The 24,475-nt window shown below is 41.6% G+C and carries 20 protein-coding genes; 13 read left to right on the top strand and 7 right to left on the bottom strand.

Going from position 1 to position 24,475, the window contains the following annotated elements; translation table 11 throughout:
* Positions 1-64: 64 nt before the first annotated feature.
* Positions 65-1,459 (bottom strand): MFS transporter, encoded by a 1,395-nt coding sequence (locus AC4HAI_RS07665; protein ID WP_491079045.1) that lies wholly within the window; start codon positions 1,457-1,459, stop codon positions 65-67.
* A 186-nt stretch (positions 1,460-1,645) separates the two neighbouring features.
* On the opposite strand from AC4HAI_RS07665, the gene AC4HAI_RS07660 reads away from it, so the two are divergent.
* Positions 1,646-2,281, top strand: coding sequence for a TetR/AcrR family transcriptional regulator (locus AC4HAI_RS07660; protein WP_491079149.1), 636 nt, complete (start codon positions 1,646-1,648; stop codon positions 2,279-2,281).
* 241 nt (positions 2,282-2,522) lie between these two features.
* Here AC4HAI_RS07660 and pflB read toward each other — a convergent pair whose 3' ends face one another.
* Entirely contained in the window at positions 2,523-4,856 is a 2,334-nt protein-coding gene (gene pflB, locus AC4HAI_RS07655; RefSeq protein WP_491079046.1) for a formate C-acetyltransferase, read from the bottom strand.
* A gap of 189 nt (positions 4,857-5,045) precedes the next feature.
* Here pflB and dinB point away from each other — a divergent pair, with 189 nt between their 5' ends.
* Entirely contained in the window at positions 5,046-6,143 is a 1,098-nt protein-coding gene (gene dinB, locus AC4HAI_RS07650) for a DNA polymerase IV (RefSeq protein WP_491111120.1), read from the top strand.
* Positions 6,144-6,272: 129 nt separating this feature from the next.
* On the opposite strand, the gene AC4HAI_RS07645 is transcribed toward dinB, so the two are convergent.
* From AC4HAI_RS07645 to rnhC, 4 genes are all read right to left on the bottom strand, one after another.
* Positions 6,273-6,752 carry a hypothetical protein gene (locus tag AC4HAI_RS07645; RefSeq protein WP_491111118.1) on the bottom strand — a complete coding sequence of 160 codons (480 nt, stop codon included), beginning with the start codon at positions 6,750-6,752 and terminating at the stop codon, positions 6,273-6,275.
* A 24-nt stretch (positions 6,753-6,776) separates the two neighbouring features.
* Positions 6,777-9,209 (bottom strand): SF1B family DNA helicase RecD2, encoded by a 2,433-nt coding sequence (gene recD2 / locus AC4HAI_RS07640; protein WP_491111116.1) that lies wholly within the window; start codon positions 9,207-9,209, stop codon positions 6,777-6,779.
* Between the two features lie 97 nt (positions 9,210-9,306).
* Positions 9,307-9,936 carry a signal peptidase I gene (gene lepB / locus AC4HAI_RS07635; RefSeq protein WP_491079050.1) on the bottom strand — a complete coding sequence of 210 codons (630 nt, stop codon included), beginning with the start codon at positions 9,934-9,936 and terminating at the stop codon, positions 9,307-9,309.
* Positions 9,937-9,951: 15 nt separating this feature from the next.
* Positions 9,952-10,851, bottom strand: a complete 900-nt coding sequence (gene rnhC, locus AC4HAI_RS07630; RefSeq protein WP_491079051.1) for a ribonuclease HIII — start codon at positions 10,849-10,851, stop codon at positions 9,952-9,954.
* 211 nt (positions 10,852-11,062) lie between these two features.
* On the opposite strand from rnhC, the gene AC4HAI_RS07625 reads away from it, so the two are divergent.
* The 4 genes from AC4HAI_RS07625 to AC4HAI_RS07610 all read left to right on the top strand — a co-directional run bounded on the left by AC4HAI_RS07625 (position 11,063) and on the right by AC4HAI_RS07610 (position 14,886).
* Positions 11,063-11,383: a hypothetical protein gene (locus AC4HAI_RS07625; protein WP_491079052.1), complete on the top strand. Its 321-nt coding sequence runs from the start codon at positions 11,063-11,065 to the stop codon at positions 11,381-11,383.
* Positions 11,380-11,898: a CvpA family protein gene (locus AC4HAI_RS07620; protein WP_491079053.1), complete on the top strand. Its 519-nt coding sequence runs from the start codon at positions 11,380-11,382 to the stop codon at positions 11,896-11,898. The genes AC4HAI_RS07625 and AC4HAI_RS07620 overlap by 4 nt, the downstream gene beginning before the upstream one ends.
* A 173-nt stretch (positions 11,899-12,071) precedes the next feature.
* Complete coding sequence (locus AC4HAI_RS07615; protein WP_491111115.1) at positions 12,072-14,414, top strand: endonuclease MutS2; 2,343 nt, start codon at positions 12,072-12,074, stop codon at positions 14,412-14,414.
* A 58-nt stretch (positions 14,415-14,472) separates the two neighbouring features.
* Positions 14,473-14,886, top strand: coding sequence for an acyl-CoA thioesterase (locus AC4HAI_RS07610; protein ID WP_491079055.1), 414 nt, complete (start codon positions 14,473-14,475; stop codon positions 14,884-14,886).
* 74 nt (positions 14,887-14,960) lie between these two features.
* On the opposite strand, the gene AC4HAI_RS07605 is transcribed toward AC4HAI_RS07610, so the two are convergent.
* A complete protein-coding gene (locus tag AC4HAI_RS07605) occupies positions 14,961-16,790 on the bottom strand; it encodes a subtype A tannase (protein ID WP_491079056.1) in 1,830 nt (609 codons plus the stop codon).
* Positions 16,791-16,882: 92 nt separating this feature from the next.
* Between AC4HAI_RS07605 and AC4HAI_RS07600 the strand changes: the two genes are divergently transcribed.
* From AC4HAI_RS07600 to fghA, 7 genes are all read left to right on the top strand, one after another.
* Entirely contained in the window at positions 16,883-17,539 is a 657-nt protein-coding gene (locus AC4HAI_RS07600; protein ID WP_491111113.1) for a Crp/Fnr family transcriptional regulator, read from the top strand.
* 285 nt (positions 17,540-17,824) lie between these two features.
* Positions 17,825-18,637: a Cof-type HAD-IIB family hydrolase gene (locus AC4HAI_RS07595; protein WP_491079058.1), complete on the top strand. Its 813-nt coding sequence runs from the start codon at positions 17,825-17,827 to the stop codon at positions 18,635-18,637.
* A 37-nt stretch (positions 18,638-18,674) separates the two neighbouring features.
* A complete protein-coding gene (locus tag AC4HAI_RS07590; protein ID WP_491079059.1) occupies positions 18,675-18,980 on the top strand; it encodes a hypothetical protein in 306 nt (101 codons plus the stop codon).
* A gap of 217 nt (positions 18,981-19,197) precedes the next feature.
* On the top strand, positions 19,198-20,841 hold the full coding sequence (locus AC4HAI_RS07585) for a GBS Bsp-like repeat-containing protein (protein ID WP_491079060.1): 1,644 nt from the start codon (positions 19,198-19,200) through the stop codon (positions 20,839-20,841).
* Positions 20,842-20,960: 119 nt separating this feature from the next.
* The gene (nagA, locus tag AC4HAI_RS07580) at positions 20,961-22,109 is read left to right on the top strand and encodes an N-acetylglucosamine-6-phosphate deacetylase (protein WP_491079061.1); all 1,149 of its coding nucleotides are present in this window, start codon (positions 20,961-20,963) and stop codon (positions 22,107-22,109) included.
* A 203-nt stretch (positions 22,110-22,312) separates the two neighbouring features.
* A complete protein-coding gene (locus tag AC4HAI_RS07575; protein ID WP_491079062.1) occupies positions 22,313-23,431 on the top strand; it encodes an S-(hydroxymethyl)glutathione dehydrogenase/class III alcohol dehydrogenase in 1,119 nt (372 codons plus the stop codon).
* Between the two features lie 146 nt (positions 23,432-23,577).
* A complete protein-coding gene (gene fghA / locus AC4HAI_RS07570; protein ID WP_491079063.1) occupies positions 23,578-24,435 on the top strand; it encodes an S-formylglutathione hydrolase in 858 nt (285 codons plus the stop codon).
* Positions 24,436-24,475: the final 40 nt, after the last annotated feature.

Raw genomic sequence — 24,475 nt, 5'->3', positions numbered from 1 at the left:
TTTGTAGTCAATAAAATGATTAAAGAGATTATGAAATTTTTTATTTTCTTTCATAATCTCTATTTTAATAATTATTATTCTTTGAATTTTCTAAATAGTTTTCTTTTCTGGGAAAAAGAAAGGCTAGTACTAGTAAGAACAGCAATGGCAATAACCACAGTTTATATATTGAAATATATGCATTTGACATATTTGGTAAGTTGTAAACCGAAAGATTATTTAATCGGGAAGTTACCATAGACATAAATACAGAAACTCCAAAAACAGAACCAATTTGTCTAACAACACTAATAACGCTTTGAGAAGCAGTTAATATTTCTCCTGAAAAATCTGAAGCCGCCAAAACATTTATTGGTCCAGCAATAATACCGAAGCCAATCCCTAAGATAAATGTTGCCAGGGTAATGGATGAAATTTTAGTAGCATCACAATGTGTTAGTAAATAATAGGATAACAAAATCGAGAACAAACCAACAAAAACTAACAATCTTGGACCAAGTTTATTAATCAGTAAACTTCCCACACCCCCGAATAAAAAGACTGTAATTGACATTGGTAGTAAAATCAAAGCAGCATCCAGCTCAGTTTTATTTAAAACAAGAGTAAGATAGGTTGGTAAAACGACAATAACTCCAATATAAAAAAATTGAGCAACGAAAGCGATTGACGAAGATACTGTGAAGACTTTCTTTTTAAAAAGTCCTAAATCAATCATAGGATAATCCACATGATTTTCCACACCAATAAATAGTACAATGGAAACAAGGGCAATAACTAAACAAGTTAAAGTTTTCGAATCACTGATCCCCCACTCTCTATATTTAATCAAGCCTAAAGTTGTTGCGAAAAGTCCCAACATAGAAATAAAACTGCCAAACCAATCTGTTTTTATATCTAAAACTTTCTCTACAGCTTTATATGAAATAGCCAATAGAATAATAGCAACGATAGCAATTGGGATGTTAATAAAGAAAATCCAATTCCAAGATAAGTTATCAGTAATAACTCCCCCCAGAGTAGGACCAATCGCAGCAGCACCCCCTTGAGTCAGCCCTAATGCCGCCACCACCTTAAACCTATCTTCAACACTCCAGGTTGAAATTCCTAAAGAATTACCAACTGGTAATAAAATAGAGGCTCCAAAACTAGCAATTATTCTGCCACTAATCAACTGATAAAAACCATTAGATAACCCTGAAAGCAAGCTACCTATTCCAAATAATAGAAATGCAATAATTAATAATTTCTTTTTACCATAAATATCTGCCAATCTGCTTAAGGGAATTGTAAAAGTTGCAAATACAATCGTATAAGCATTCAAAGCCCAAGATAACTTATCTGTACTGACATTTATCCCTACTTTAATTGCAGGTAAAGCAATATTCATAATCGTTGTATCCAACATGACCAAAAAGATACCGAGACACATTGCAGTTGTCAACATTACTTTTTTTAACATAGAACCCTCCTTAAAAATGAGCTATCACTCATGTTTTTAATGATATATCTTCTAGGGGTGATTGTCAATAAAAACATGAAAAAACACTCATATTTTTGAGTGGGTGATAACTTGGTTTTTTTTGAAAATATGATAGTATAACAGTTAATATAGTTAAATAATATTATTGATAAAGTGGGTGTAGAAATGGTAAACGAAGTGAGAATTCCCTCTCAGAAAAGGAGTATTGATAAGTTAAATAGAATATTAGAGACATCGAAACAACTCTTCTCTGAAAAAAATTACTTTAATGTCACAACAAATGAAATTGCAAAAGAGGCGGGTGTATCTATAGGTACTTTATATTCTTATTTTTCTGATAAAGAAGCAATTTTAATATCATTGCTAGATGATTATAATAGTACATTTATCCGTTTATTTGATGATATTAATAATCAAGACTTTCTAAATTTATTTAAAAAAGATCCTAGACAATGTTTAGAGATCTTGGTCGATAAATTGGTAGAAAATGAAAATGAAGATTTTCATACTCAAATTGAAATGCTAGCATTGACGATACCTAAAGTTAAACTAATATTAAAAGAGCACAATTCCAAAGTGAAAGATTTAACATATCAATGCTTTTTATATTATACTGGTTGTAGAGAAAGTCAAAGGTTAAAGGTTCTTTCTGGGGTAATTTTTGATTTTATTTCATCTATTGTAGATGAATTGTTGTATTTTGAGCGCTCAAAAGAGGAGCAAGAACTATTGAGATCAACTGGTATAGATTGTATAATGCTTATTATTAATAATACGATTGAACTAGGTATAAGAAAATAATTTATAGAGATTTGTAATTCTCAGTATGATATTATCTCAATTTTATAAATTGCTAACAGACGGTTTGTTTTAACTTTTAATTTTATAAATAAGAGTTATGATCTAGAGAGTTTGCTACATTCATGATCCTCATAAGTTGGTTTGTGGATATTTATCACTCATTCGACTATATAGTACGATTTATAAACATAGCAAAAAGACTTTGCCATTAAGTTAGGCAAAGTCTTTTTGCTGATAGCTTCTATTTTGCTTGTCCTGAGAGAGCTTCAGCAGCGTCATCCATTGAGAGGACTTCGTGGAAGACACGTTGTGTCAATTCAGTCTTTTGTTCCTTAGTCAGGTATTTAGTGTTGACACAGTATCCAGAGATACGAACGATGACATCTTCCCCGCTCATGATCTTGTCGTAGACATCTTTGAGGTCCATGACATTGAGGTTGACGTGTTGGCCACCGTTTTCAAAGTAACCATCAAGGATAGTGACCAGGTTATCAACTTGTTCTTCACGAGTCTTACCAAGAGCACGTGGTGAAACTTGGGTCGTCAATGAGATACCATCGGCTGCATAAGCAAAGTCAAGGCTGGCAAGAGAGTTGAGATTTTGCAACCAGCCACCTTTAGCCTTGTTAGATGGGTTGGCACCTGGTGAGAAGAATTCCAACTTAGATAGGTTGACAGTGCCATCTTCATTGAGATAGACACCTTTGTGGACTGGTGAGTTACCAGTTTGTTTAGAGTAAGCCACGTTAGATGTGATAGTCAAAAGTGATACGGTTGCTTCTGCATTCTTGTAAAGCTTGTGACTGCGAAGACGAGTTGTGTAGGCTTCGATCAACCATTCTGCTAATTCATTAGAACGAGGGTCATCTTCACCCCAACGTGGATAGTCACCGGTTGTCTCGTAATCGTAGATGTAGCCGTCTTCATCGCGGATTGGTTTAACAGTAGCGTATTTAATAGCTGAAAGGGTATCAACGGTATTGGCAAAACCACAGATACCAAATCCCATGTTAGCTCGTTGATGAGTTGGCAGGAAGGCCATCTGAACAGCTTCGTAGTTATACTTATCAGTCATGTAGTGAATGATATTGAGGGCATCTACGTAGGTATCTGTCAACCAATCGAGAGATTTTTCAAAATTAGCTTTAACGGTGTCGAAGTCCAGTACTTCGTCACGAATAGGCTCGATATCGAAGACTTTGTAGTCCTTATGAACGTCATCGTAACCACCATTAAGGCCGGTCAAGAGAGCTTTCAGGACATTTACACGAGCACCGAAGTATTGAATGTTGTGACGTTGCTCCTCATTTTCTGGGTCGAGCGGTGAGACACAGCAGGAGATACATGACATTTCACCATAACCGTCTTTAGCCATTGTGGTTACACCTTCATATTGGATAGAAGAGTGTTTGTGGCTCATGTGCATGCAGTAGTGACGGAAAGCGTATGGCAATTTGTCAGTCCAAAGAACAGTCAAGTTTGGCTCTGGTGAATTACCGATGTTGTCCAATGTATTTAGGAAACGGTAGTCCATCTTGGTGACACGGTGACGGCCATCGGCTCCCATACCAGCCATTGAAGTGGTGATAAAGGTAGGATCACCAGAATACAATTCATCGTAGGCTTTGGTACGGGCAAATTTGACCGTACGTAGTTTCATGACGAAATCGTCGATAAATTCTTGAATTTCGCTTTCAGTATAGGTACCACGTGCTAGGTCACGCTCAGCGTAGACATCGAGGACGATTGGGACACGACCAAGTGATGTAGCAGCCCCGTTGATCACGCGAGCAACAGCCATGAAGGCAATGTTTGTCCATTGAACAGCTTCCTTAGTATCGTAGGCTGGACGACGAACATCTACACCGTAGAGATCTCCTAATTTAACAACATCTTGCAGGGCTTGATATTGTAAGTTGACTTCTTCACGCAGACGAATAGTTTCTTCGTCAATTTCAGTCAAAGCATTCCAGTCGTTGACTTTTTCTTGCATGAGGTAGTCAGCGCCATAGAGAGCTAGTCGTGCATAAACTCCGATGATACGACCGCGTGAGTAAGCGTCTGGTAGGCCTGTGACAGTGTGGGCATGGCGGGCACGACGAATGTTTGAAGTATAGGCACGGAAAATACCGTCGTTAACAGTTGTGACATGTTTTGTGAAAATTTCATGGACAGCTGGGTCGGGTTCATAACCATGTTCGGTCAAGGCAGTTTCTGCCATACGGATACCGCCCTTTGGCATGAAGTTGAGCTTGAAAAGTTCATCATTTTGGATACCGTAGATCACTTCTTGATCTTTATCGATATACCCAGCTCCAATTCCTGCGATTGAAGTGGGTTGAGTATCCATAGGAAAGCGGCCTTGAGCTTCGTAGCTAGCCTTGGTATCATCGACGATTTTCTTGATGTGGAGGGTGCGCTCCGTAGGACCAGCTAGGAAGCTTTCATCACCGTCATAAGGGGTGTAGTTTGCCTGAACGAAGCGTGCTACACTAGCCTTTTCTTTCCAATCTGTACCTTTGAAGCCTTCCCAGGCTTTTTCAAAGACATCTGTGTTTGTTTTTACAGTAGCCATAATCCATCTCCTAAAATTTCTAGTAGCTATTTGCTACGTCATTACACTTTCAGTATACCATATGGTAACCGCTTTCACAACGAAAAAGTGGAAATTACCTGCATCTGTCACTATAAATTTTTAGCTTTAAAGCTGGTCAATCAGTCAGCGATGTTGTATAATAAACTAACGAAGTAAGAAAGGTTAACTATGCTTATTTTTCCTCTGCTCAATGATACTAGCCGTAAAATTATTCATATTGATATGGATGCCTTTTTTGCTGCTGTGGAAGAGAGGGATAATCCAGACCTTAGAGGGAAACCATTGATCATTGGTGCCGACCCTCGTCAGACGGGTGGGCGGGGTGTCGTATCCACCTGTAATTATGAAGCTAGAAAATATGGCATTCACTCCGCTATGAATTCTAAAGAGGCCTTGGAACGATGTCCTCAGGCCGTCTTTGTTTCTGGTAATTACAAAAAGTATCGTCAGATTGGTCAGCAGATTCGGGAAATTTTTAGCCGTTATACTGATCTTGTTGAGCCCATGTCGATTGATGAGGCTTATTTGGATGTGACTGATAATAAATTGGGCATTAAATCCGCAGTCAAGCTGGCAAAGATGATTCAGTATGATATCTGGCGGGAGCTTCATCTGACTTGCTCTGCTGGTGTCTCTTATAATAAATTTTTAGCTAAGCTAGCGAGTGATTTTAAAAAGCCTAGGGGTTTGACACTGATATTACCAGAGGAGGCTGAGCACTTTTTGAGTCAGTTGCCTATTGAAAAATTTCATGGTGTTGGTAAGCAATCCGTCAAGCGTTTGAATGAGCTGGGTGTCTTTACAGGTGAAGATCTTTTGAATTTATCAGAGATGACCTTGATTGATCATTTTGGACGGTTTGGGTATGATCTTTATCGTAAGGCGAGAGGTATTTCTAATAGTCCAGTACGTCCTAATCGAGAGCGCAAGTCCGTTGGGAGTGAGCGTACTTACGCCAAACTTTTACTGTCTGATGAGGATGTTAAGGCAGAGATTTCCAAGAATGTTAGGCGGGTGGCGGCTACTTTGGAAAGTTATCATAAAAGAGGGCGGGTGATTGTGCTAAAGGTGCGTTATGCCGATTTTTCTACAGTGACCAAGCGACATAGTTTGGAGCAGGCTACTCAGGATGCTGATGTGATTGAGCAGGAGGCTCATGCTATTTATGATGAGATTGAAGGCAAAGAGGCTACGGGGATTCGTTTGTTGGGGGTAACAGTGACGGCCTTGGAAGGGCGTCAAGAAGCTATTAAACTGGATATTTAATAGGTTGTTGTTAAATTTTACTAAAAACGAGACTGAATTATGTTTCAGTCTCGTTTTTAGTAAGTAATGTGAAACACATAACTTCTAAACATAGAAAGATTAGCTAGATTAGGAAGGATTATTATTGTCTTAGTTTTTTGTCAGGGTTTTTAGTAAGGTATTGAGGAGTTTTCCAGAGCTGTGAGCTGATATATAATAGGCTAGATAGATCAACTGGGTCAGAATAAAGAGCAGACCGCTGTCTGAGATAAGAGCGAAGATGATATTGATGGCGCAGAGGGTATAGCCTAAGAGATAGGGCCAATCTGATACTAGCTTGTGGTTTTTAATTTTGGCTTGGTTGATAAAGGCTAGAATCATGATGATGGTATTGATGACAATATTGACCATTAAGTTAAAGATATAGTTACCAGGGAGTTGTCCTAATACGTCATAGATAGATTTTTCTAGTTCTTTATCAAGTGTTATATCTTGAGAAATGAGAAATAGGCTAAGTGCCAAGGTGAAGAAGAGGATCAAATTGAGGATCAGGTTGATTAGATGGGCGATAGCGATCGTCCGATTTGATTTTTTGAAGATGGTGATCAAGTCACTGATGGGGATCATCATGGCTGATGCTCCTTTCTAGATCGTTTACGGGTTTATCTTAAAAAAGAGAGCGATATCCTCTGTGCTCAGTCCGATCATGGGATCAATACTGTTGAGATTTTCTGCTGTGAGGATATGGGCCTGCTTGCTATCAGGCTCGTTTGGCTGTTTTGCAGGTAAGTCTGTCTGAGGAGAGCTAGCTTCATGATTGGAGCCAGCCAGTGCTAGGCTATCAGACTGAGAAGAGGTCGGGTGGCTAGCTTGAGGGGTGCCAAAGCGTTCAACCAGATAAGTCTTGCGCTTGGTACTTTGGTGCTCAATCGCATAAGTGAAGGCACTGAGTTCTCCTAACAAGATTAACTTACTCTTTGAGCGGGTGATGGCTGTATAGATGAGATTGCGCTGGAGCATGCGGCCGCTCTGGCGTGTTAATGGGAGGATGACAACTTGAAATTCACTACCTTGCGACTTGTGGATAGACATGGCATAGGCTAGAGTAATTTTGTGCCATTCATTGCGGGGGTAAACGACTTGGCTACCATCAAAATCTAAGTAAATCTCATCCTGCTTGCTTTCGGTGTACTTGCCGGGGATTAGGTCTGTAATGGTCCCAATATCACCGTTAAAGACATTGAGTTCAGCATCATTGATCAAATGAAGAACCTTATCACCGGTACGAAAGACAAGATCGTTAAAAGAGAATTCCTCTTTATTGACCTTAGGATTGAGGAGATTTTGCATCAAGGTATTGAGTGAGTTGATACCTGCCTGTCCCCGGTACATAGGCGCTAGGATTTGAATTTCTTGGGCTTCGATGCCACTCTTGAGAGCAGATGTCACGATCTTTTCTATCATGGCTGGAATCTGCTGGGCTTGTGCTTCAAAGTAAGAACGATCAGCTTTTTTCTGGGTGAAATCAGGGGGGAGCTGGCCTTGGCGAATCTGACTGGCTAAGGTCACAATGGTGGAATCTTCAGATTGTCGGAAGATCTTAGTCAAGGCGATTTGTGGTAGATTTGGGACCTTGAGGAGATCTGCTAGCACTTGGCCGGGACCTACTGATGGGAGTTGGTCACTATCTCCAACGATAATAACTTGCGTATTGGATGAGATACTGGATAGGAGCTGGTTGGCTAACCAAGTATCAACCATAGAAAATTCATCGATAATAATCAAGTCACAGTCAAGGAAGTCTTCAAGCGTTTGAAAGTCGCTACCATCGCTTGTCAGCCCTAGGTGGCGGTGAATTGTGGCAGCTGGAAGTCCTGTCAATTCATTCATCCGGCGACTAGCACGGCCTGTTGGGGCCGTTAAGATAATGGGAAGTTCCTTAGCCTCAAGGTCAATCTTGTGTAACTGAGCATAGGCATGGATGATTCCGTTGATGACGGTTGTTTTTCCAGTACCAGGTCCTCCTGTCAGGAGAAATACCTTGCTGGTCAGAGCTTTTGTGATGGCCTCTTTTTGGATTTTATCGTAGCTGAGATCAAAGTCCTCTTCTATGTCAGTGATCGCTTGGTGTATTTGTTGGATAGATAAATCCTTGAGCACGGGCATGTCTAGGATACGCTGAAGATTGGTTTTGATCCCTTCTTCAGCGTGGTAGAGACTGTTTTCAAAGATACGAGTGTCTATATGTTGAACCTTGTCTTCGGCGATGAGCTGGGTCAGCTCTTGGGCTAGGAGGGTGGGGTTGAGTTCGATTTGTCTAGCATCTTCCAATAGATCGACGGCATACTCCAGTAGATCCCGAGCTTCAACATAAGTGTCTCCTCGTTCAATAGAGAGCTCGCTTAGGCTGTGGATGAGACCTGCTCGAAAGCGCTTGGGAGAGTCGCTTTCGATCCCTAGCTGTCCAGCTAGATTATCTGCAATTTTAAATCCAATGCCTTTGATATCTTCGACTAATTGGTAAGGGTTTTCCTGAAGAATATCCAAGGTCCTGTCTTTATAGTGTTCAAAAATATCGATGGCCTGACGATTAGAGAGACCATACTCTGCCAACTTAGACAGGACTTGTTCTGTACCATAGTTGCTCTTCAGTTTAGCGATAAAATTAGCTCGGCTAGCTTTAGATAGACCGGAAATGCTAGTGAGTTTTTCTGGCTGGGACAGGATTTTGTCGATAGTGTTGTCATCCCCATAGGCGTCAAGGATACGTTGGGCTGTTTTTTTGCCGATCCCTTTAAAGTTATCGCTTGAAAAATAGTTGATCAAACCTGCTGATGTCAGCTGGGCACGCTCATAGCGTTGGGCTTGGAGCTGGATGCCATATTTGGGATGTTGGACGACTTGGCCCCAAAAGGTGTAGTCCTCGCCTTCCATAATATCAGCCATGGTACCTGTGATGATAATTTCTAGCTCATCATAGTCCTCATGGTTGGTTTCTTCAATTTCTAAAAGGAGGATCTTGAAAAAATTACTGGTATTTTCAAAGATCACTCGCTCAACGGTTCCTGAAAAATAGACTTGATTCATAGATTCCTCACTTAAAAGGGGTTACGTTAGAATATGAAAAAAAGAGGAGAGAAGATGGATCATTCCTCTTTTTATGTAGTCTTTTTCTGATGGCAGTCTACTCGACTGTTCCAATAGCAGTGAATGGCCAGAGGCGGAATTTAACCTCACCTATAATGCTGTCTTTTTTAAAACTACCGACGGCACGGCTATCCTTAGAAGCGATCCGATCATCTCCAACGAGGAAGTACTCGCCTTTTTTGACTTTAACTGTAAAGTTAGAGTTACCGTTGGTATCAGTTGTGAAAGCCTTGGCACTTCGAGCTTGCTGTTGGAAATAGCTATTATAGGAATAGGTCGATTGCAGGCGATCTTTTTTTAATTCTTTTTGATAATCACTTAGGTAGTCTTCATCAGTTTTTTTGCCATTAACATAGAGAGTATCATTTTTGTAGGTGATGGTATCACCGGGCATACCGATGACACGCTTGACAATTTTTTTGTTTTCTCCTTTTTCTTTCTCAGAGGCGACAACAATGTCAAAGCGGTCTATCTTGGCTGTTTTGATGATGAGGAGACGGTCTTTTTCCGCTAGGGTTGGATCCATGGAGTGGCCACTGACCGTTACGATATTCCAAATATAGAACCAACTGAGGAAAAGTACTAAGGCAAGAGCAATCGTACTTCCCCATTCTTTGAGAAAAAGGAGGTAGGGGGATGGTAGTTTAATAGATTTTTCTTGGGTCATGAATTTTTATCCTTCTTAGTGTCGTAGTGTTTGTGCTTTTTTTGTGTTAGCAAAATGGAGCTTGGCCACTTGGGCGAGTCCTTGCATGCCATAAGCGGTCAATATCTGACTGGCTACTCGATCTGACTGGCTACCTGCTCCGCTGGGGAGATGATAACCAAGACTATCTCCTAAGGATTTGAGATTGTCAAGGAAGAGATCACGTGCGATAATTGAGCTGACGGCTACTGCTAGATATTTGCTTTCAGCTTTTTCCTCTAAGGTGATGGGCTCAGAAAAGTGGTTATGCTCATTTTTGAGATACTTCTGGTAATTTTTGGTGCTAGTAAAGGCATCGATGATGATACCGTCAGGTTCTTGCACATCCTTTAGAAGTAAATAGATTGCTTGATTATGAAGGGCTACCTTAACAGATACGGCATTGTGCCTTTTGCCAGGGCCGACCACCTCGTTATATTTAGGAGGCGCCAATAAGAGTGCCTTGTGGGGAATTTTCTCCTTTAATAGAGGGGCTAGTTGCTGGATTTTGGAATCGTTTAGGATCTTGGAATCAGCCACTCCGAGTTGTTTGAGAAAATCATGGTCAGCAGGTGTGACTAGGCTAGCGACAACAGCTAGCCCACCAAAATAAGAGCCGTTGCCTACCTCGTCAGAGCCAATGAGGGTTTCCTTGGTTTGATCTCGCTTGACTGTGATAGCGGGATCGTCTTCCTGGTAGCCGAAGGTCTGAGCTAGCTGCTTGGCCCCAGGTCCTTGAAAGACGATTTTCCCGCTGGAGTAGACCAGGACAGTTGTCCCTTCCAGCTTGGCTGCAAAGCTGACGTAAGGATTTTTATTGCTTACCTGATAAGGGGCGAGCCTTTTAGGGAGCTCCTTGGTTGAGCCTTCTCCAATCTTCATAACCAGCGTATTCATGTTTTCTATTTTATCATAAATAAGGCGCCAGTGGCCTCGATAATCTCTCATTTTCTGGTAAAATTTTCAAGGGATTTAGCCTGTTTTTAGGCTTAGAAGATGGCGGCGGTTTTGGTCGAGCTATGGTTTGATGAGCAGAGCTGGGATTTTATGAGGTGTTAAATTGTAGAAAGATCAAAATTAAGATATAATAGCTAGTACGAGGTATGTTATGACAAAATCAAAGAATCGTTATAAATTTACATTTGGGCAGAAGCCTTTGACTTTGACAACAGATAAAGATAATCTCTTTATGGAAGAGGTGGAGCGGGTTGCTCGTGAAAAATACGATGCCATCCGTGAAGCGCTGCCTGGTGCTGATGATGAAACCGTGGCGATCCTGATGGCTATCAACGCCTTGTCGACACAGCTCAGTCGAGAGATTGAGTTTGATAAAAAAGAGATGGAACTGGAGGAGTTGCGCAAGAAGGAGCTGACTTCTCTGACCAAGAATCGTAAGTTATCTGAGTTGATCGGTGAGGGAGATCTATGATTTCACTTTTCTTCTTGCTAGTATTAGCTTGGAATTTTTATGTGGGCTATCAGCGCAGTTTGAACCTGCAGATTTTTTATAGTTTGGGAGCTGTGGTAGCGACAATTTTAGCCTATATCTGGAAGGATGGCTTGGCACGGGCTATTACACTTTGGATACCTTATACGAATGCTACTGAGGATGTTCGTATGCGTTTTTTTACAGATCAAAATGTTTTTGACCTCAGTAGGATTTATTATACAGGTGTTGCCTTTTTGAGTATTTACGTAGCAGTTTATCTGATTGTACGTTTGCTCGGCATCTTTGTTCATGGCCTTAGGCGTATGATGCTCAATAAAGATTCCAGTTATAAATTGATCTCAGGGGCTTTGGCTGTTATGGTAACTTTTTACAGTTTAGGTGCTTTTTTCACCATCTTAGCTACCGTTCCAGATACTGGTGTTCAGGATTTTTTGGCTGATCATTGGTTGCTGCGCTTGATGATTTCAGTCTTTCCTAATGCTCTATTTCAGTGAGATCGGCTAGGAAATCTGATTCTTTATTCCCTAGGTATTAGATACCTAGGGAATTTTTTGTAGCGCTTGGGTGCAAAAGCTAGCCTTAGATGTGATTGACTAGTGATGTGAAAGGGTGCTTTTGTATAGCAGGTCTGACTCACAATCTCTTCAATTCTGATATAATAAACCATATGAATGAAAAAATTTTAGAAGCTTTAGAATTTACAAAAGTCAAAGATCAGTTTAAGCCTTATTTGCAGACAGAGGTTGGTCAGGAGGAGTTGGCTGAGCTCTTGCCAGAAACGAAGGCTGAGAAAATCCAGCTAGCCTTTAGAGAAATTGCTGATATGGCACAATTATTTACTGAGCACCATGGTTTTGCTATTGGCTCTCTTGCTTCTATCGTTGAGCCTATCAAGCGTCTGGAATTAGAGGCTGATCTCAATGTTGATGAATTATTGGCGATCAAGCGTATCTTAGAGGTGTCTGCGGAGATTGGACGCTTTTATGAAGGACTTGAAAATGTTGAATTGACAGCTTTAGATCGGCTCTTTGACCATATAGAGGCTCTTCCCAAATTGCAGGGCAGTTTGCAATCTGTCAATGATGGTGGGTTTATTGAGAGTTTTGCAAGTCCTCATCTTGAGAAGATCCGCCGCCGAATTCATGAGGGTGAGACTCAGGTTCGACAGGTTCTTCAGGAAATGCTCAAGACGAAGTCTGACAGCTTGGCTGAAAACCTGATTGCCAGTCGTAATGGTCGCAGTGTTTTGCCTGTACGTCACTCTCATCGCAATAAGATAGCAGGTGTTGTTCATGATATTTCTGCATCTGGAAATACGGTTTATATAGAGCCACGGGCAGTTGTCCAGCTCAATGAGGACATTACTCAGGCGAGGGCTGATGAGCGCCATGAGCTCCGTCGCATTTTGAGAGAGTTATCGGATTTGATTCGACCTCAAACTCAAGTCATCCGAAACAATGCTTGGTTGATTGGACACCTTGACTTTGTCCGTGCCAAGTATCTCTATATGCAGGATAGGAATGCTAGTCTCCCTGAGCTGAGTGATGATGGCACTCTCAATCTTATCAATGTTCGTCATCCTCTTTTGACTCATCCAGTGGCTAATGATTTGCATTTTTCAAGAAATGTGACTGTGATTGTTATCACAGGTCCTAATACTGGTGGGAAGACCATTATGCTTAAGACCTTGGGGTTGACACAGGTCATGGCTCAATCTGGTCTGCCTATCTTGGCTGATAAGGGAAGTCGAGTTAGCCTTTTTAAGGAAATTTTTGCGGATATTGGTGATGAACAGTCCATTGAGCAGAGCTTGTCTACTTTTTCTAGCCATATGAGCCATATCGTTGAGATTTTGTCAGAAGCTGACCAGGATAGTCTGATTCTCTTAGATGAGCTGGGGGCTGGAACGGATCCTCAAGAGGGTGCTGGCCTTGCTATGGCTATCCTTGAGCATTTGCGTTTGAGTGATATCAAGACTATGGCAACGACTCACTATCCTGAGCTCAAGGCTTATGGCTTAGAGACTGCTCATGTGCAAAATGCCAGTATGGCTTTTGATGTGGATAGCTTGAGTCCTACTTATCATTTTATGCAGGGAGTTCCAGGCCGTTCTAATGCCTTTGAGATCGCACGTCGACTAGGTTTAGAAACTGCCATTGTCAATGATGCAGAAGCTATGGTTGATCGAGATCATGATGCTAATGCTATTATTGAGCAGCTGGAGGTTCAAACTGCTGAAAGTCGCAAGCGATTGGATCATATTCGAGAGGTTGAACAGGAAAATCTCAAGTTCAATCGTGCTGTTAAAAAACTGTACAATGAGTTTTCTCATGCTTATGATAGGGAGCTGGCCAAGGCTAATGCTCGGATCCAAGATAGGGTGGATCAGGCTCTTGCTGAAAGTGATCAGATTCTTAAAAATCTCAATGAACATGCTCAGCTAAAGCCGCATGAAGTGATTGAGGCAAAGGGAAAGCTAAATAAATTGGCTCCAGGTGAAGATCTTTCTAAGAATAAGGTCTTGCGTAAGGCTAAAAAGCAAAAGGCTAAGCGTGCTCCTAAGGTGGGGGATGATATCATCGTTATTACTTATGGGCAACGTGGGACTCTTATCCATCAGCTAAAAGATGGTCGCTGGGAAGCTCAGGTGGGCTTGATTAAGATGACGCTGAAGGAATCTGAGTTTAATCTGGTAAAAAATCAAGAACAGGCAAGGACTGGTAAGAAAAAACAAGTTCATGTTGTTAAAAAATCTGCTGGTTCAGGTCCACGTGCCCGCTTAGATCTCAGGGGTAAGCGCTATGAGGAGGCCATGCAGGAACTGGATGAGTTTATCGATCAAGCCTTTCTTAATAATATGGCTCAAGTCGATATTATTCATGGTATCGGTACCGGTGTCATTCGTGAGGGAGTTACCAAATATTTACGAAGTCACCGTCACGTCAAGAGTTTTGGCTATGCACCGCAAAATGCAGGTGGATCAGGTTGTACGATTGCTAATTTGAGCTAATGAAGTGTGCACTTGAGTGTCGGGCTAGCAGTGGTTTGCTTTATGAGGGAGGCAGTGTATGAAAGGATTCACCCACAAGGTTCAATATTATGAAACCGACCGGATGGGAATTACTCATCATTCTAATTACGTGCGTTGGATGGAGGAAGCTAGGGTTTATTTTCTAGAGGCTGTGGGTCTGCCTTACGAGCAGCTGGAGGCAGATGGTATTATTTCCCCAGTGACCCATATTAACTGTGATTATAAGGCAACCTCAACTTTTGCTGATGAGATTGCTATTGACATTAGCGTCAGCACGCTTAAGGGAGCTAAACTGGGGTTTGACTATATTATGACTAATCAGAATGGACAGCTTGTTTGCCAGGCTCATTCTGAGCATTCATTCTTAGATGGTGATGGTCGTTTTGTGGCCATAAAGCGCATCTATCCAGAGTTCTATAAAAAGGTTCAGAGGCATGCTGGCATCAGTTAGACTATAAGATAAAATAAAAAAACAGGGATAGGTCACAAAAGACCTATCCTTGTTTTTTAGATAAAAGATTATGATTAATTATATCCTAAGCTTTCATTGACCCAATTGATAAAGTTTTCAGTAGAATCTCCCGAAGTTTCTGCGTTGGTGTGACCTTGGCCCCATACAGTTGCAAAGTCTACATTTTTAACTCCTGCGTTCTCAAGAGCTAGAGCCAGGTTAACTTCGGTTGATAAGGCGGTATCTCCTTGATTAATACCTGAACGAATGCGCCAATATTTTGCAAGATTTGAGCTATTGGTACCATCATAGTAGTCTGAGAGATAATAAAGTGGTGTGTACATATTGATACGGGTAGTCAAGTCGGTTCCTAGGCTATCAGTTGTATCCATATCTTCACTGTATGAAGTTTCATATTTAGTGCCTTTCAGTAGTTTTGTCATGGTGCTATCCCAGTGAGTAGCTGATCCATCAGTACCAAATAGGGTGTTTTCAGCTTGCGATTCATCTAGGGCATCAAATGCTCCGACGGATTTAGATGGATTTTTTAGGTATTTGACGAAATCCTCAACGCTAGTGATGCTCGCCGTCTTTGTTTTTTCATCATAAGTAACCCACTTAGACTCAGCATTTAAGGCCGCAATGTAGTCCTTTGCTGAATCATAGGTTCCTGATAAATTTAATCCACTGTTGGACGTATTTCTAGAAACTCCGTCTGTAGCTTGGAGTTGCTCCTCGGTATTATCACTAGAATCTGTTGGTGCTTGGTTATTAGCTGAGTTAGAAGAATCAGGAGCAGAGGTTGATGAGTTATCAGGTGCTTGACCAGATGGTGCCTCACCTGACGGTGGTGTTCCGCCTCCCATATTTGAAGATGAACTTGAAGCATCATAAGGGAATTTAGTGTTTTTCAAAAAAGTATTGAGTGACTTCTCAATAGTTGATTTGATATAATCATAGTAGCTACCTGCTTGATAAATCCCGTTATTGGATTTTTTTAGTGTTAGCGTATTGCCGTCAGCATCTTTTAGGCCTAATTTATTAATATATTGAGCATATTTTTCTGCTAGACCGTCAGACAGTGCCTGTTCAGTATCGGAGAGTCCTGATCGTGCAGATCCGAGATTCCATTCGTAGGCTTCGTTAGCGGTATCTAAGTTGGTGATAGGAACCCAGGCCATAACTCCAGCGACGCTATCTGACACGCCTGTGACAGCACCAATTTTCTTGAGATAATCGTCGTAGAGGCTGCTATCACCAGACGATCCTAAAATAGAAGCCTGTGCACCGCCACCAGATGTACCAAAGGCAAAGATATTTTCAGTGTTTCCGGCAATTTCACTTGCACTATAGCGTAGATAGCGAATGGCTGCTTTGGCATCGGTTACACCAGCTGGTGCACCGCTATCGCGACCTCTCAGTCCAGCAGAAACATAAATCATTCCTTGGTCAGTGTAATCTTTTGCTTGGCTAGTGTAGTCAGTTAGAGCACTCATTGCTGAGTAACCAGGGGTATTGATCGGTATGAGAATGGGTGCTGTTTTAGCCGTATAGTTGCCGACTTTCTTTTTGGTATTCAGCTTGGCGGTATAGGTATCATCTCCATTGTCTTTAGCTGTCATGTAATCACCGGGGACAAAGATGGAGAGCGTTTGCTCCTTGCTATCTGTTGGATTGGCAGCGTAGGAAATACCAGTTTGATAATAAACATTGTCGTCAGAATTGTAGTGCCATTTACTATTATCTATTTTTGAAAGTGTGGTACTAACTTTTCCAGTTGATAGACTGGATGTAGCAGATTTTGTTGCCTTGGTCGCTGGTTTTTGGTTGAGATAAGCGACTAGAAGTAGGATAGGTAACAGCAAAACTGTCCCAGCAATGATGACTTTTCGTGATAATTTCATAGGCATAGTATCCTTTCATTTATTGATGACTATTATCATAGCAATCTTTGAAAAATCAGACCATAACATAGGCTAAGATAGGGGTGAACATGTTGGAAAAGAGTGAAGTAAGCTATTTTTATCAATTAGGTCAAAAAAGGGTTATAAAAAAGCAAATGACTATTGACTCTTTAAGATCTGAAAATGGCATGAAAACAATCTATCTACTGGACGATGGTGTTGCAGGGCTCACCTCAAGCAGTGCAGAAGGAAAGCGGTTAACCTACAAATATTTTACAGCTGGAGATTTTATTAATATTGTTCCTTTTTTAAATCATCATTACCTTGCCTATTCACCAAGACATACAGTTGACATTTTGGCCTTGACAGACTGTGTTGTATATGAAGTTTCTACTGATGAAATTCTTGAGAGACTGACTCAGACAGACTTTTTGGAAACCATGCTAAAGGTTGTACTACGTGATTATATTTTAGCTATGGATAAATCACGTCATATGAGTGAAAATGAAGCTTTGGTACGGTTATCCTATTTTTTGGTAGAGTATAGTAGAGAAGGTACAGATGGTCAAAGACGATTGGATTCTTTTTTTACTTATTCCGAAATCAGTACCTATTTAGATATTCACGAAGCCAGTGTAGCACGTTTGTTTCAAGAGCTGAAATCAAGCAACATTATAGATAGGCAAGGAAAAAGTCTAGTGATCAAAGACTTTCAAACTCTTCGATCAATGATAGGTGAAGAGGATTAAATACTTTTGCCAGACTAAGGATGGTTCAAACATATGGTGTAGCTGCTGTAACATCGATAGCGACACCGTATGTTAAAATGATGCTGTCGTTTGATTCAAAATTCTAGAGTGTCATCTATTTTATCTTTAAAAAGTGACCAGAGTGTGTGGGAAACTTGGAATTCTTGGCAGTATTCGCTATAATGTGGGAAACTGCTTACGTATAGGTGAGAATTAGACTGCTAGAATGCACTTTGTTAAGTGTCATAGTAAGTTGATGTATAGGATTAGAAATGGAAAGAATACATGATTAAATTAATCGCAATAGACCTTGATGGGACTTTGCTTGATAGTCAAAAAGAAATCCCTCAAGCCAATATTGAGGCTATTCGTAAGGCCACACAAGCAGGGGTTAAAATCGTCCTTTGCACAGGCCGGCCCCGCTCTGGTGTTTTGCCCTATCTTAAGGAATTAGATTTGGCTGATGATGAATATGTCATCTTAAATAATGGCACTGCCATTTACAATACAAAAAATTGGGATCTGGTGGATTATGCTAGCTTGGATTTTGAGGAGATGGCCTATCTGCAAGAACTTTGCCAAGATGAACCGGGTATTGATTTAACCTTGACGGCAGAGAAGACCTTCTATGTGGTGGGAAGTCATGTCCCTGATATTGTAGTCTATGATGCTGGTTTGGTCTTTGATCAGGCGAAGGCAGCTAGTCTTGATGCTATTGCTACAGGTGATCAAATGATTTTTCAGGCAATGTACATGGGCGATGAACAAGCTATAGATGCCTTTCAGGCAAAATATGAAGAGAAGCTCAGTCAGCAATTCTCAACGGTGCGTAGTCAATCTTATATTTTTGAAGCTATGCCAAAGGGAAGAACAAAGGCTACCGGTCTTCAATCTCTAGCCAAGAAACTTGGACTTAGCGCAGATCATATTATGGCTATCGGTGATGCCGCTAATGATCTTGAAATGCTGGCCTTTGTAAGGCATAGTGTGGCCATGGGCAATGCCAGTGATGAGGTCAAGAAGCTCTGTCGCTATGTGACCACGACCAATGATGATGCCGGAGTCGCGCGTGCGATTGAAACGTATGTGTTAGGATAAAGTTAACTATAAAATATTAGGGAGAAAGGGTTGTGTTATGATATTATTAATCCTGTTTTTGCTATTGGCTATGGTTGCTATTGTTATTGTCGCTGTAGTCTTAGCGCTAACTTTGGGAAATTCCCGCAGAAATCAGGTAAGTGCTCCTTCCCAGGCAAGAGTCGGTCAGGCGGTTCCTGTACCACCTGTAAACCCTGAGCAAATCCTACTGACAGAAGAGCAAAAGACAGAAATTACTGAATTGGTCAGATCTGGCAAACAGATTGAAGCGATTAAGCGAACCAGAGAAATGACTGGGGCAGGCTTGAGCGCAGCGAAAAGTTTTGTTGATAGCTTGCAGTAAAATGAGTTGATGGATCAGCGTTTGGGCTGTATGATCAGCTCTTTTTTGATGCAAAAGTTTTTGCTGTGAATTAAGTAAAAAGCTCTTCAATCCCACTAAATTTCGTTTGTAATCTATTGACAACATTCGTTAACTTTTATATAATATTTCTGTTAATTTTAATATAACTACCTAGTGCTCGTTTTAAATTTGTAAATGCTTAGAGAAGGAATCAATTATGAGATCAGGAGTTCGAAGATTGCGTGAACAACAACATTTCACCATCAAGAAATACAGTCTTGGTGCGGTGTCAGTCCTCATCGGAGTTAGTCTGTTGATGGGAGGGCAAGCCCAAGCTGAGGAACAAACTGTAGCTCAGAGCCAAGATGTCAGTATTGTTGCTCCATCAAATGAAGCGACAGTTCCGACTATACCTTCTGCGTCAGGGAATACGACTCAATCCAGTACTTCAGAAATAACTTCAGAAACACCTGCATCTACAGAAGCTCCTCGATCCAGCTCAGAAAGGCATGTGGTGGCTCTTTTAACTGCAGCTGAGAGTCCAACTGCTCAATCAGAAGCAGCACAACAAGTAGTAGTCAGCACTCCTGACGATACCCGTGAAAAAGCTAGAACATCATTGACTGTCAAAGTCAATAGTGTCAATGCTATCAAAGAGGGTATAAATAAGAATCAAAAAACAACTAAGAAAAATCAAATAATAGTTAAGATGACTTCAAAAGGCTTGGCTGTTTCCCTCAAATCAGAGTCTGTTTCAGACTACCGTAAGGTACGTTTTGCTGTTTGGTCGACTACTAAGGGTAAAGATGATCTTAAGTGGTATAATGCGAATGCATTAGGTAAGATTGTGGCTCCGTTCAAGAAACACAAGGGCTATGGTAAGTATAACATCCATGCCTATCTTAAAAAAGGCAAGGGGTTGGTTGGACTCAAGGCTATTTCTTATAATGTGGCGTCACCAAGTGCTAAGGTCAACGTTACTAAGGTTGATGATCTACATTACAAGACAACAGTGACAGGAATACCTGCTTATATCACTTCAGTATCTATATCGGTCTGGTCTCAAGTAAAGGGACGAGATGACATCGAATGGATTAAGGCGAGTAAGAAATCAAACGGTAGTTATGTAGCACGGATTAATCTTGAAAAGCACAAAAAGAATACTGGTAAGTACAATGTCACTGTTTATGGTAATAGTCTGATTGGTAATAACAAGCGGGTCAGTCTATCGTCTACAAATTTTGTTGTCCCAAAGAAATCCTATAGTTACATGGCAGGTACATGGACAAATGATTTGGGTAAGTCATTTACAGTTGCTGCAGATGGAACTTTGACTCATCAAAATGGTTACCTAGATCAAGTGTCTGAAACCAAGCGTGAACGCAATGGTATTATTATGGGGAACTTTGGTAGAGGTGCAGGATACTATTACATACCTGCAGGAGTTAAAAATCCAGTATCTGGACAGATATACACTGAGGCTTCTATTTCAGTTGGTCAGGGTATAGGTGGTGAAGATGATAAATATCCATATTTTAAGGATTACACTCCACGTCAATTGCATTTGACTATGGAACAAGCATCAGATTGGGCGCGAAGCTATACGGCAGATTTTTATAATAGAGAGTATGGAAAAAACTTCAGTAAAGTTGATTTTTTAGCTAGCCTAAGTCGCTCTAATGGCTTAATATATATTGAGGTTCGTGAAAATCACCAGTCATCTGCTATGATAGCAGCTGGAGTTGATCCAAGTTATGATCCTATTGCAGGTCGCTATCGCATCAATACAAAGAACGAATTAGAAAAAGATGACATAGTTTCAGGTGTTTACACAGTATGCGATAGGAAGTACACTGGGTAAATAAGTTTTAGTCTAAAAGGTATTTAGTAGACTCTAGACCAATAGGTTTAGGGCTTTTCTAGCTTTTCCATCTCAAAAATCCTATAATAGGACTAAGTATAACAAGAAAGAAGACCACTATGACAACTTACATCAAAGCTGATAAGTTCTACTACGCCTATGAGACTAAGCGGGCGGGGTATCTAGAGATTCATGAAGGGAAGTTTGGTGACTGGGTAGCGTCGGTAGGTGAAGGAGCGGATGTTCTTGATTATACGGGGTATCAGATTGCGCCTGGTTTGGTTGATACGCATATTCATGGCTATGCGGGTTATGATGTGATGGATAATTCTGAAGCAGGGCTTCTGGAGATCAGTCGAGCTTTACCTGAGGCAGGGGTAACCTCCTTTCTTCCTACGACCTTGACAGCTAGCCATCAGCAGTTGGAAGCTATCTGTAGGACGATTGCAGCCCTTGCTGGTAGGGAAAGAGGAGCTAGGATTCAGGGAATTTATTTTGAAGGGCCTTACTTTACGGAGAAGCATAAGGGAGCTCAGAATCCAGCCTATATGAGAAATCCGAGCTTTGAGGAGCTTCAGGCTTGGCAGACAGCCAGCAAGGGGCTTTTATGCAAGATCGGCTTGGCTCCAGAGCGTGAAGGAGTAGAATCTTTTATCAAACAGGCTAGGCAGGCAGGTGTCACGGTGGCACTGGGACATTCTGATGCTAGCTATGAGGAGACTAAGAAGGCTGTGGCAGCTGGTGCCAGTGTCTTTGTCCATGTTTATAATGGCATGAGTGGTCTCAATCATCGCCAACCTGGTATGGTCGGTGCCGCTTTTAATTTGGAGTCGACCTATGCAGAGCTTATCTGTGATGGCCACCATGTGTCACCAGTGGCTTGTCAGATTCTCCTTAAGCAAAAGGGTTTTGAGCGAGTTGCTCTGATTACTGATTGTATGCGAGCTGGTGGCTGTCCTGATGGGGAGTACCAACTAGGTGAGCTTCCTGTCCTTGTCAAGGATCATACTGCCCGTCTAAAGGACGGTGGCAATTTAGCAGGGTCTATACTCAAGCTTAAGGATGGTCTTAAAAATGTGGTAGACTGGGGAATCGCCCCTGCTGAGCAGGCCATTCATATGGCGACCTATGTTCCAGCTAAATCTGTTGGTCTAGAGGAGAAGTGTGGTCAGATTAAAAAGGGATTACCAGCTGACTTTGTCATTTTAAAGGGGGATATGAGTTTAGTGGCGACCTATATCAATGGAGAAAAAAGCTGGCAGGAATGAGAAAAGATCATTTTTCCTTCAAGCTGGTAGCAGATAGTTGCGCCAGCATTTTTCTTTTGCTAAAATGTGTAGCGATTTAGGACAAATTGGCTAACATGGCTTGTGAGAGGTTAATCGTTTTGAACCAGAAGCAAGGGTGTTGGCTTTATTAGTCTCTAAATTCTTCTTAATTGATGATTAAAGTTTTGGGAGGATATATATCTATGGAATTTATGAAAACACGCGCAGCTGTGGCTTGGGCGCCTAATGAGCCTTTGAAGATCGAAGAGGTTGATCTGATGATGCCAAAGGCGCATGAGGTCTTGGTTCGCATGACAGCGACTGGTGTCTGTCATACAGATGCCTACACCCTTTCAGGTAAAGATAGTGAAGGTGTTTTTCCTTGTATCCTAGGCCACGAAGGAGCTGGTATTGTCGAGGCAGTTGGTGAAGGCGTAACAGAGTTTCAGGTCGGTGACCATGTCATTCCGCTCTACACAGCTGAGTGCGGTAAGTGTGAATTTTGCTTATCTGGCAAGACTAATCTTTGTTCATCTGTCCGTGAGACCCAAGGCCGTGGTCTCATGCCAGATGAGACTGTTCGTTTCTACAAAGACGGTCAGCCTATCTACCACTATATGGGAACGTCTACTTTTGCAGAGCACACGGTGGTTGCGGATGTGTCCTTGGTTAAGGTCCGTGACGATGCTCCTCTTGAGGAAGTCTGCCTGCTTGGTTGTGGGGTGACGACTGGTATGGGAGCTGTGCTTAATACAGCCAAGGTCGAAGAGGGCTCAACGGTTGCTATCTTTGGTCTGGGCGGTATTGGCTTAGCAGCAATCATTGGAGCTCGTATGGCTAGGGCCAATCGTATCATTGCTATCGATACTAACCCTGGTAAGTTTGAAAAAGCTAAGGAGCTTGGAGCGACTGATTTTGTTAATCCTAATGACTATGACCGTCCAATCCAAGAGGTTATTATCGAGATGACTAATGGTGGGGTGGATTATTCCTTTGAATGTATTGGAAATGTCGAAGTCATGCGTTCTGCTCTGGAAGCTTGTCATAAAGGTTGGGGAGAAAGCATCATCATCGGAGTTGCTCCAGCAGGTGCTGAAATTCATACCCGTCCTTTCCAACTGGTTACAGGCCGTGTTTGGCGTGGTTCAGCCTTTGGTGGTGTCAAGGGGAAAACAGACCTACCAGGTATCGTTGATCAATACATGGATGGAGAGTTTGCGCTGGATGACTTCATCACTCATACCATGCCACTTGAAGACATCAACAAAGCCTTCGACCTCATGCATGAAGGTAAATCTATTCGTACAGTTGTTCATTATTAAGATATCACTGACTAATCCTAAACGTTCAGTTGAATCCAAGATATGACAGAGTTTTGTTATCTGAGCGTTTTGCTACTGATAATAACATTTAATTATTATAGAGGATTGTCCTCTATCCAAGATAAGGAAACAGTTATCATTAAATTATGAAACAGTTAGAATTAATCTCAAGCAACCGTTCATTTGGCGGTCAACATCAACGCTATAGGCATTTGTCAACCAGTACCAAGACGCAGATGACCTTTGCCATCTACCTGCCACCTCAAGTAGAAGAAGGAAAAAAGGTCCCTGTTCTTTATTTCTTATCAGGTTTGACTTGTACAGATGAAAATTTCTCGACCAAGGCAGGCGCTCAGCGATGGGCCGCTAAGTATGGCCTAGTACTCGTTATGCCAGATACTTCACCGCGCGGTGAAGGTGTAGCAGATGCAGAGAGTTATGATCTGGGGCAAGGAGCAGGCTTTTATGCCAATGCCACTCAGGAACCTTGGGCTAAGCATTATCGCATGTATGATTATGTGGTAGAGGAGTTGCCTGATTTGATCGAGGCCAATTTCCCAGTGACTGATCAGCGTTCGATTTTTGGACACAGTATGGGTGGTCATGGGGCTCTTCAGATTGGTCTCAAAAATCCTGAGCGTTATGCGGCTATATCAGCCTTTGCTCCTATCGTTAATCCTATGGAGGTCCCTTGGGGGCAGAAGGCTTTCACCGCCTATCTCGGTGAGGATGAGAAAGCTTGGGAAGTCTATGACAGCACCCGGCTGCTGGCTCAGGTGGATCCTGATAAGTGCTTGCCGATCTTGATCGATCAGGGACTGGCAGATGGCTTTTATCCTGAGCAGCTCCAGCCTGAGCGTTTTGAAACAGTGGCTAAGGAGCGTCAGCTTCCTGTCACTCTGAATCTGCATGCCGGTTACGACCATAGCTATTACTTTATTGCCAGCTTTGTGGAGCAGCATATCGCTTTTCATGCCCAGCATTTGGGGTTGCCCACAGTCTGAAAAGAGAAATAGACAGGTGTATCAAATTCTGTTAAACTTG

This window comes from Streptococcus sp. ALY_208, from assembly GCF_058314295.1.
The sequence above is the reverse complement of the archived record's forward strand: the minus strand, read 5'-3'. Positions and strand labels throughout refer to the sequence as shown.